This is a genomic window from Burkholderia sp. 3C, from assembly GCF_054589155.1.
In genome coordinates, this window is record NZ_BAAILN010000027.1 from 1 (window position 1) to 9591 (window position 9591).

The following is a 9591-nucleotide window of genomic DNA, read 5'->3' on the forward strand; positions in this document are numbered from 1 at the left end:
GCGCTGTCCTGACGGACAGCGCGCTTTTTTATCTGCTGCGCCTCGAAATCAGAGCGGCGACGGCGCAGTAGTGCGCGGACGGCTCTTCGGCAACGGCGCCGGCATCGACGGGCCGGCCGGCGAGCGTTGCAGGCCTTGCGGCGCAGGCGCACCCTCCGACGGCGGCTGCAAGCCGCTATTGACGCCCCATTGCTCCCCCAGCGCGGTGTCCGGCATCTGGCTGAAGTGCTCGACGAGGTGGTCGATGAAGGTGCGAACCTTGGCCGGCAGGTGGCGGCGGCTCGGGTAGGCGACGTTGATTTCGATCTGCGGCAGGCGATAGTCGGGCAGCAGGCGCACCAGCTTGCCGCGCGCCGTGTCGCCACCGATCAGGTAGCTGGGCAGCATCGCCACGCCCATGCCGAGCAGCGCGAACTGGCGCAGCATTTCGGTGTTGTTCGCGACGATCACGTTGGTCGGCCGCACGCGCACTTCGCCGTCCGGCCCCGTGAACACGCGCTCATCGCCCCAGTATTCGGCGGGCAGACTCAGCGACGGGTGTTCCATCAGATGCTCGGGATGCGTCGGCGTGCCGTGCTTTTCCAGATAGGCCGGCGTCGCGCACACCGTCATGCAGCCGGTGGTGAGGCGCCGTGTGACGATGCTCGCGCTGCGCATCTGCCGCGCGATCACCACCCCGACATCGAAACCTTCCTCGACCAGATCGACCTGCCGGTCGACCAGCGTGAGATCGGGGATCACCTTCGGATAGCGCTGGGTGTAGCTTTGCAGCACCGGCGCGAGGTTGTGCAGCCCGAACACCACCGGCGCGACGATGCGCAGCGTGCCGACCGGCTCATGGTTGCGCGCCACGACCATCTGCTCGACGTCTTCCAGCTCATCGAGAATCTGGCGGGCACGTTCGAGATAGACCTGGCCGGATTCGGTCAGGGAAAGGCTGCGCGTCGTCCGGTTCAACAGACGGGTGCCGAGCCGCCCCTCCAGATCGGCAACGTGGCGCGTGGCCACGGCATTCGAGATATCCATCGCGCTGGCCGCTCGCGCGAAGCTGCCCAGATCCGCTACCTTGACGAACACTCGCATCGACTGCAGATGATCCATAACCACTCCCGCCGCTGTGCTTTACAGCTTCAAAATTGTGTAGCAAATGCGTAATTCTCCTACGACAGCGAATTTGGTGCAGAGTTGCCATCGGAGTGCGGGATTTCGACAAAAAATGTTCGATTAAGGGGCACCTTACATTGAGATTCATCTAATTATTCTGATTCCGGAAACAATCCGCCGCGAACAAGCCGATTCGCGCGTCCAAGTCAACGGTCGCGCCCTCCGATCCGGGGCGTCGCCGCACCGCCGCCCCGTAACAAGCTGTTAAAAAGAGATACACCTGGCCGGCGCGCGTCATAAGATCATGACGGCCCGCCCCCGTTCGGGCCGCCGGCCTGCCACACAGCCATGGCGATGCCCGGCGCATCCCGCTTTCCGTGCCGTTCTCGACTACTCCATGAAAATAGCCATCCTCGACGACTATCAGGACGCCGTCCGCAAGCTCAATTGTTTCGAGTTGCTCGCCGACCACGAGGTCAAGGTCTTCAACAACACGGTGCGCGGCCTCGGCCAGCTCGCCAGCCGGCTCACCGAGGTCGAAGCGCTCGTCCTGATCCGCGAGCGCACTCACGTCACCTCGCAACTGCTGTCGAAGCTGCCGCATCTGCGCATGATCAGCCAGACGGGTAAGGCATCGAGCCATATCGACATCGACGCCTGCACCGAGCGCGGCATTGCCGTGCTCGAAGGCACCGGTTCGCCGGTCGCGCCGGCCGAACTGACCTGGGCGCTGATCATGGCCGCCCAGCGCCGCATTCCGCAGTACGTCGCCAACCTCAAGCAGGGCGCCTGGCAACAGTCGGGGCTCAAGACCTCGGCGATGCCGCCCAACTTCGGCCTCGGCCAGGTGCTGCGCGGCCAGACGCTCGGCATCTGGGGCTACGGCAAGATCGGCCAGATGATTGCCGGCTACGGCAAGGCGTTCGGCATGAACGTGCTGGTCTGGGGCCGCGAGCCTTCGCTCGAACGCGCGCGCGCCGACGGCCACACCGCCGCTGAAAGCCGCGAAGCGTTCTTCGAACAAGCCGACATCCTGACGCTGCACCTGCGCCTGAACGACGAGACGCGCGGCATCGTCAAGCAGGACGACCTGATGCGGATGAAGCCCACTTCGCTGCTCGTCAACACGAGCCGCGCCGAGCTGCTGGAGGAAAGTGCGCTCGTCAATGCGCTCGCGCAAAACCGACCCGGCATGGTGGCCATGGACGTGTTCGAGAGCGAGCCGATCCTGCAGGGCTACAGCCTGCTGCGCATGGAAAACGTGATCTGCACGCCGCATATCGGCTATGTCGAACGCGAGAGCTACGAGCTGTATTTCGGCGCCGCATTCCGCAATATCCTCGCGTTCGATTCGGGCGACATGTCGAGCGTGGCCAATCCCGATGCGCTGGTGGGTGGGCGCAATCGGCGGTGATGCGGGATTGATCGTCGCGGGCGGGCGCTTCCCTTCGTGACTCGGGAAGCGCCACGCGACGGTGCAGGCGCTTGAGCGACGGGCTTGTGCCGCGCGTTCAGGACGCCACGGCCACCGGCTGCGCCATCTGCTCGCGTTCGCGCACCATCGCCGCAACGAACTGCTCGCCATCGCGGCGGCCGAGATCGTAGGCGTGCTGCATCTGGCCCGGGCTCGTGTAATCCCAACTCGAAATCGGCACCTTGATCGACGGCTGCACGTAGAGCCGCGTCTGTTCGCCGTGCGCGACCGTGAACCTTTGCGGGCGCGGATAGCGGCGCGTCACCATCACCAGCACCTTGCCCGGCGCGGGATCGAGCGCGCCCACCGGCACGTTGTCGACCATCCCGCCATCGAGCACCGGCCGCCCCGCGCGGCGCAGCACCGGCGTAAACGGCGGCGTGCACGACGACTGCAGGATCAGGTCGGCCAGCTCGTCGACATCCGCGCAGGCCTGCGCCCGCACGAATTCCGGCCGGAAGCCGAGCGACTGGCCGAGCGTGGGATGCAGCGTCTTGCGAACGTATTTCTCGATGTTGTAGGCCACCAGGCCAGCCGCCACCGCGCTGCGCGCGCCGAGCCAGCGCGGCACGTGCGAGACGCCGATGCGGATTTCGGGCGCGTCGTCCAGGCGCGCGAACGGCTCGCCGTAGATGTCGACCAGCGCCTGACGATAGATGCGGTAATGCGGGAACACCGGCTTGCCGCGCAACAGGTTGCCCCAGTAGGCGTTTTTCGTGTTCTCGCGCAGCGCCTCGCGGTAATAGCGCATGACCCATTGCGAATCGCGCGTGTAGAGCATGCAGGCCGTGGCCGCGCCGGCCGAGATGCCGGTGATCACGCGCGGACGGATCGCCAGCGCCGGTTGCGCGATGTCCCAGAAGCCCGCCTGCCACCAGCAGCGGTTGCCGCCACCGGCGAATACCACTTGATCGAACATCGCGGGGGCTCCTTGATTGGTGAACCGTGCCGGGGGCCGGCTGCGGCGAGGGTGAATGGCCGATTGGCCCTGGGCTTGGCCCCTGCCTGTCTGCCGGGCATCATGATAGCGGAGCCGCCGCGGGCAGGTCGGGTGGGCCTTGGGCGGAGCGAGGCACTTTTTTGAAGGAAAAGCGAGAAAGGGGTAGACAAGCCTCAAAAGCTTGTGCATAATCTTTCTTCTGTTGGGGGCGTTAGCTCAGTTGGTAGAGCAGCGGACTCTTAATCCGTAGGTCGAGTGTTCGAGTCACTCACGCCCCACCAAGCATTTGGAAGCCCGGTTAGCGAAAGCTGACCGGGCTTTTTGCTTTGGTGGCCCCGGGACAGTCGAATCACCCGCCAAGGCCATCAGCCCACATCCCGTCTCAATCGACGTTGAAGTTATTCGTCTAGTCTAATAAATCGCTCAGGCCCGCCATTCCCATATCGTCAATTACGCGCCCTCCCCATACCGGTGCGAATAGGGTAAATCGGCGAATAACCGGCACTCCCACGACAATGCTCACGCGATCATCCGGGCATACCCGCCCGCACCCCGCAGGCGCCCGTCCCAGGCGCCTCACGCCTGCGCCATCGATGGGATTAAAAACATCCAATACCCGCAAATAATCCCGCTGTTTCTCGACAGCAGTTAATCCAGGCGAGGCAGCTCCGGCGTTACCTTCTTGTAATCCAACAAGACACAACTCCGTCAAGATTCCCCAAGACCAGCCGTTATCATACGGGTCGGCAAATCCGCTCGATCTTTACCATGGCCAGCTCGCCACAGCGCTTCTTCAACGCCTCTCGCCTCCTCGCCTATGCCGGCACGATTCTGCTCGTCGTGCAGGCGTTCGGGGTCGTCGTGTCGGCCATGGACGGCTGGAAGCAGCACGGGCATCCGATCGGCTATGACTTTCAGGCGTTCTGGGTAGCCTCCCATCTGACGCTGGCCGGTACGCCGCTCAAGGCCTACGACTGGAACGCCTACGCGAATACGTTTCAACTGATCTCGCCGCACGCGCAACTCACCGGCCCGTGGTTCTATCCGCCGAACTTCCTGCTGGTGGTCTGGCCGTTCGCCCTGCTGTCGAGCCCGGTTGGCTACGTCATCTTCGAAGCGATCACGACGCTGCTGTTCGTCTTGCTGATCCGCCGCACGGTGTCGTCGATACCGAATTCGCTGGTTCTGATCCTCGCGTTTACCGGCCTGTGGCTCAATGCCGCGCAAGGACAGAACGCGGCGCTGACGGCCAGCCTTGCACTCGCGGCGCTGCTCGCCCTGAACACGCGCCCCGTACTCGCTGGCGTGTTCATCGGCCTGCTGTCGATCAAGCCGCATCTCGCCATTCTGTTTCCGGTCGCGCTCGCGTGCGCCGGCATGTGGACGGCGTTCATCGCCGCGGGCGTGACGGCCGCGATCTTCACGGCCATCTCGATCGGCGTGTTCGGCGTCGGGATCGTGCATCCGTTCCTGGAGGGCTTGTCCCACGCAAACGCCGCTGTCGCCAGCGGCAGGTTGCCGTGGAAGCAGATGGCCAGCCTGTTCGCCTCGCTGCGCGTGTTCCACGTCGGAATCGGCCCGGCCTATATCGCACAGGCATGCCAAGCCGTGCTGGCGCTCGCCGCGGTCGGCTGGGTGTGGCGTCACTCGAAGGCGCTCGAAGTGCGCGCGACGGCGCTGGTCGGTGGCACCTTCCTGATCAGCCCATACATGTACAACTACGACGGCGTGTGGCTCGGCATCCCGCTGGCGCTGCTCGCCGCCGCGTCGGTAAAACACGGCTGGCTGCGCGGGGAACGGTGGATCCTCGTCGTCGCGTGGCTGTATCCGGCACTCGGCAATCTGTCCGAGGATCATCTGAAAATCGGCTTCGGCCCGTTGGTGTTCTGGGCGCTGCTGCTCGTCGCGGTGCGGCGCACGCGCCTCGCGATGCGCGTCGAACGCATGATGCCGACCGTCGATACCGCGTTGCCTGCCACCGCCGGCAGCGCGCACTGAACCGCGCGGGGAGCGCCCATGCAACCGTCCACGCTGATCGAACCGGCTGCCAACGACGCACGTGATGCGAGCGCGGCGGCAACGTCGACGGTCATCGCACTGCGCCCCGATCCAGCACTGGCCCGCCCGCTCGTCGTCGACCTGGAAGGCACGCTGTTGCGCTCCGGCCTGCTCGTCGAATCGGGCTGCGCACTGCTGCGCGCCAAGCCGCATCGCGCCGTCGAAGCGGTGATGCCGCTGCTGCGTGGCGGCAAGGCGGCGCTGGCGGCCTGGCTCGCCGAGCAGGCGAGCATCGACGTCACGGTGCTGCCCTACGACGGCATCGTGCTCGACTGGCTTCGCAGCCAGCACGAACAAGGCCGCACGCTCGTGCTGACGACGTCGGGCCACGCTCGCCAGGCGCAACAGATCGCCGATCACCTCGGCATCTTCGAGTGCGTGGTGGCCGCCAGCGAATCGCACGGCAAGCGCGACCGGCTGGTAGCCGAATCCGGCGAACACGGCTTCGATTACATCGGCAACGCGCGCATCGATCTCACCCTATGGCGCAACGCGTATACAGCGCATCTCGTCAACCCGTCGCGCGGCCTGGAGCGGCAGGCACATCGGCACGGCAACGTCGAACTGGTCATCCGTTCGCGGCCGCCCGTGCTCGATGCCTGGGTGCGCGCACTGCGTTTCCATCAGTGGCTCAAGAACCTGTTGATCTTCGTGCCCGTGTTCGCGGCGCACAAGATGTCGGACCCGGTGCTGATGCTGCAGGCGCTGCTGGCATTCCTGGCGTTCGGCATGTGCGCGTCGAGCGCGTATCTGCTCAACGACCTGCTCGATCTGCAGGACGACCGCCATCATCCGATGAAGCGCAAGCGGCCGTTTGCATCGGGCGCATTACCGATCGCGCACGGCGCCCTGCTCGCGCCGCTGCTGCTCGCGGCGGCTGCGGGCATCGCCTGGCTGGCGCTGCCGATCCGCTTCGTCGGCGTGCTGGGCGGCTACTACGTGCTGACGCTCGCCTACTCGTTATTCCTGAAGAAGCAGGCGATGGTCGACGTCGTCGTGCTGGCCGGCCTGTACACCGCCCGGATCATCGCGGGCGCGGCGGCCGTCAGCGTGCCGCTGACGTTCTGGCTGCTCGGCTTCTCGATGTTCATCTTCCTGAGCCTCGCGCTCGCCAAGCGCTATGCGGAACTGCACGCGATGCAAGCGCGCGGCGTCGAGAAAACGCGCGGGCGCGGCTATCTGGCGAGCGACCTGCCGTTGATCTCGTCGCTCGGCACGTCCTCGGGATATCTCGCGGTGCTGGTGCTCGCGCTGTATATCCAGGACGCGCGCACGGCGGAACTGTATCGCTCGCCGCAGACGATCTGGCTGGCGTGTCCGCTGCTGCTGTACTGGATCAGCCGCATGTGGATGGTGTCCCATCGCGGCCAGATGCATCACGATCCGATCGTGTTCGCCGCGCGCGATCGCGTCAGCCTCGTGATCGCCGTGCTGTTCGGCGCGATCTTCTTTGCCGCATGGTAGCCATGCCGGGCACGCTTTCGTGGGGCCGCTATCCGTACTTTCCGCAAACGCCGCACGCACTCGCCTGGCGGGACGGCGTGCAGCCGACGTGGACGCAACTCGCGCAGGCACACGGCACGACGCTGGCGTTCGGCAACGGACGCAGCTACGGCGATAGCTGCCTCGCCGCCTCGGATCACGTCCTGCGGACAATCGCGCTCGACCGCCTGATCTCGGCCGATTGGGAAAACGGCGTGCTGCGCGCCGAAGCCGGCACGACATTCGAAGCCATCCTGAATACCGCGGTGCCGCGCGGCTGGATGCTGCCGGTCACGCCGGGCACGCAATACGTGACGCTCGGCGGCGCCATCGCCAACGACGTGCATGGCAAGAATCATCATCTGCGCGGCACGTTCGGGCGTCATGTGCGCCGCTTCCTGCTCGCACGCAGCGACGGCAGCCTCATCGAATGCGCGCCCGACGAAAACCCCGACTGGTTCGCGGCGACCATCGGCGGCCTCGGGCTGACGGGCATCGTGGTCTGGGCCGAAATCCAGTTGATGCCGGTGCGCTCGAGCCTCATCGATGCGCACGCGATCCGCTTCGGCCACCTCGACGCGTTCTTCGATCTGTCCGAGCGGCTCGATCCGCTGCACGAATACGGTGTGGCATGGATCGACTGCCAGGCGAGCGGCGCGCAACTCGGGCGCGGCATCTACATGGTCGGCGATCACGCGACGAGCGGCCCGCTGCGCCTCGACGCGCGCAAGAAGCGCAGCGTGCCGTTCACGCTGCCGGTGTCGCCGATCAACCGGCTGACGCTGCGCGCGTTCAACGCGCTGTACTACCGCAAGCAGGCCGCCGACGAAGTGCGCTCGACGGTCGGCTTCGACGCGTTCTTCTATCCGCTCGACAGCCTGCTCGAATGGAACCGCATCTACGGCCGCGCGGGCTTCCAGCAGTTCCAGTGCGTCGTGCCGGCGGCCGTGGCGCGCGACGCGACCCGCGCGCTGCTCGACGCCATTGCCCGCAGCGGCACCGGTTCGTTCCTCGCAGTGCTCAAGCGGTGCGGCGCGCTGGCGTCGCCCGGGCGGCTCTCGTTTCCGCTCGAAGGCACCTCGCTGGCGCTCGACTTTCCGCAACGCGACGCCATCAACGCGCGGCTGTTCGCGACGCTCGGCGCCATCGTGCGCGAAGCGGGCGGGCGCCTCTATCCGGCGAAGGACGCGCAGATGTCGGGCGCCGATTTTCGCGCGGCCTATCCGCACTGGCAGGACCTCGAACGGCATCGCGATCCGGCGATCCTGTCGCGCTTCTGGCAACGAACCACGCAAACATGAAGAACATCCTCATCATCGGCGCGACGTCCGCGATCGCTCATGCATGTGCACGCCGATGGGCCACGGACGGCGCGCGCTTCTTTCTGGTCGCGCGAAACGGCGAGCGCCTGAGGCAGGTGGCCGACGATCTGACCGCGCGCGGCGCGGCGCTCGCGGCGACGTTCGTGCTGGACATCAACGCTGTCGATCGGCACGGCGAGATGCTCGCGCGCTGCGCCGAAGCGCTCGGTGCGCCCGACATCGTGCTGGTCGCACCGGGCACGCTGCCCGATCAGGCCGCCTGCCAGGCCGATGCCGCGCTGACGGTGCAGGAGTTGATGAGCAATGCGGTGTCGGTGATCGCGCTGCTCACGCCGATCGCCAACCTGCTCGAAGCGCAGCGGCGCGGCGTGCTTGCGGTGATTTCGTCGGTGGCGGGCGAGCGCGGGCGTCCGTCGAACTACGTGTACGGCAGCGCGAAGGCCGCGCTGACCGCGTTCTGCGAAGGGCTGAATGCGCGGCTGTTCAAGGCCGGCGCGCATGTCGTGACGATCAAGCCGGGCTTCGTCGCCACACCGATGACCGAAGGCCTGCCGCTGCCGGGGCCGCTCGTCGCGATGCCGGACAAGGTGGCCGGCGATATCGTCGCGGCGGTCGCTCGGCGCCGGGACGTGTGTTATACGCCGCGCTTCTGGGCGCTCATCATGCTCGTGATCCGCTCGCTGCCGCGCTTTCTGTTCAAGCGCGCTTCGCTGTAGGCCAGGCGGGGACGCCCCTCACTCCCATTCCGCCACCCCGCCGTGGCGCGAGCAGGTGCCCGACCGATGTCGGCTGAAGCTGTACGTGCCGTCGCCGCAACGCGCGCTCGCACCGGCCGGCGCGCGCCCGTTGCGCGAATGCGCCGGCGAGTGCACGGCCTGGCCGTCGCGGTTCGTGTAATGGTGATGCTCGCGCAGTTACGATTCGTCGGGATCGGGTTGGTAGGCGAAGGCCGGCGCGGCCAGTACGCCGAGCAGGATCGCAATCAGGCATCGTTTCATCGTGGTCCCCCGGGCCGGTTCGGCCGCTTTTTGTCGGTGCCGTCTGCGCATCCGGCAAAGCAATCCGGTGAATCATGCGAACGCGGCTGTCGCACTTTACCGCGACTCGCGGCACGCGCCATTCGACAATGAGGAACGCTGCGCGCCGGACGGCGCAAGGACGATGCAGCCCGCGATTCGCAGGCATGCCGATCGTTGCAAACGCAACGATCG

Annotated in this window: 7 protein-coding genes, 1 tRNA gene and 1 pseudogene; 6 read left to right on the top strand and 3 right to left on the bottom strand. The window is 66.1% G+C overall.

Annotated elements, in window-relative coordinates; translation table 11 throughout:
• Positions 1-48 precede the first annotated feature (48 nt).
• Positions 49-1101, bottom strand: a complete 1053-nt coding sequence (locus ACYP33_RS03740; RefSeq protein WP_414450700.1) for a LysR family transcriptional regulator — start codon at positions 1099-1101, stop codon at positions 49-51.
• Between the two features lie 400 nt (positions 1102-1501).
• Here ACYP33_RS03740 and ACYP33_RS03745 point away from each other — a divergent pair, with 400 nt between their 5' ends.
• Entirely contained in the window at positions 1502-2518 is a 1017-nt protein-coding gene (locus tag ACYP33_RS03745) for a D-2-hydroxyacid dehydrogenase family protein (RefSeq protein ID WP_414450699.1), read from the top strand.
• A gap of 97 nt (positions 2519-2615) precedes the next feature.
• On the opposite strand, the gene ACYP33_RS03750 is transcribed toward ACYP33_RS03745, so the two are convergent.
• Complete coding sequence (locus tag ACYP33_RS03750; protein WP_459619789.1) at positions 2616-3497, bottom strand: patatin-like phospholipase family protein; 882 nt, start codon at positions 3495-3497, stop codon at positions 2616-2618.
• 226 nt (positions 3498-3723) lie between these two features.
• Between ACYP33_RS03750 and ACYP33_RS03755 the strand changes: the two genes are divergently transcribed.
• From ACYP33_RS03755 to ACYP33_RS03775, 5 genes are all read left to right on the top strand, one after another.
• A tRNA-Lys gene (locus ACYP33_RS03755) sits at positions 3724-3799 on the top strand.
• 487 nt (positions 3800-4286) lie between these two features.
• Complete coding sequence (locus ACYP33_RS03760) at positions 4287-5516, top strand: glycosyltransferase family 87 protein (protein WP_459619791.1); 1230 nt, start codon at positions 4287-4289, stop codon at positions 5514-5516.
• An 18-nt stretch (positions 5517-5534) separates the two neighbouring features.
• Entirely contained in the window at positions 5535-7040 is a 1506-nt protein-coding gene (locus tag ACYP33_RS03765; RefSeq protein ID WP_459619792.1) for a UbiA family prenyltransferase, read from the top strand.
• 2 nt (positions 7041-7042) lie between these two features.
• Positions 7043-8359, top strand: a complete 1317-nt coding sequence (locus ACYP33_RS03770) for an FAD-binding oxidoreductase (RefSeq protein WP_459619794.1) — start codon at positions 7043-7045, stop codon at positions 8357-8359.
• On the top strand, positions 8356-9096 hold the full coding sequence (locus ACYP33_RS03775; RefSeq protein ID WP_459619796.1) for an SDR family oxidoreductase: 741 nt from the start codon (positions 8356-8358) through the stop codon (positions 9094-9096). The genes ACYP33_RS03770 and ACYP33_RS03775 overlap by 4 nt, the downstream gene beginning before the upstream one ends.
• 18 nt (positions 9097-9114) lie before the next feature.
• Here ACYP33_RS03775 and ACYP33_RS03780 read toward each other — a convergent pair.
• Positions 9115-9378, bottom strand: a pseudogene (locus tag ACYP33_RS03780) (DUF3761 domain-containing protein).
• Positions 9379-9591 lie beyond the last annotated feature (213 nt).

Bases quoted from the DNA above. Each gene is read 5' to 3' on its own strand.
- ACYP33_RS03765 (WP_459619792.1), top strand. From the start codon at position 5,535: ATGCAACCGTCCACGCTGATCGAACCGGCTGCCAACGACGCACGTGAT.
- ACYP33_RS03760 (WP_459619791.1), top strand. From the start codon at position 4,287: ATGGCCAGCTCGCCACAGCGCTTCTTCAACGCCTCTCGCCTCCTCGCC.
- ACYP33_RS03750 (WP_459619789.1), bottom strand. From the start codon at position 3,497: ATGTTCGATCAAGTGGTATTCGCCGGTGGCGGCAACCGCTGCTGGTGG.
- ACYP33_RS03775 (WP_459619796.1), top strand. From the start codon at position 8,356: ATGAAGAACATCCTCATCATCGGCGCGACGTCCGCGATCGCTCATGCA.
- ACYP33_RS03740 (WP_414450700.1), bottom strand. From the start codon at position 1,101: ATGGATCATCTGCAGTCGATGCGAGTGTTCGTCAAGGTAGCGGATCTG.
- ACYP33_RS03770 (WP_459619794.1), top strand. From the start codon at position 7,043: ATGCCGGGCACGCTTTCGTGGGGCCGCTATCCGTACTTTCCGCAAACG.
- ACYP33_RS03745 (WP_414450699.1), top strand. From the start codon at position 1,502: ATGAAAATAGCCATCCTCGACGACTATCAGGACGCCGTCCGCAAGCTC.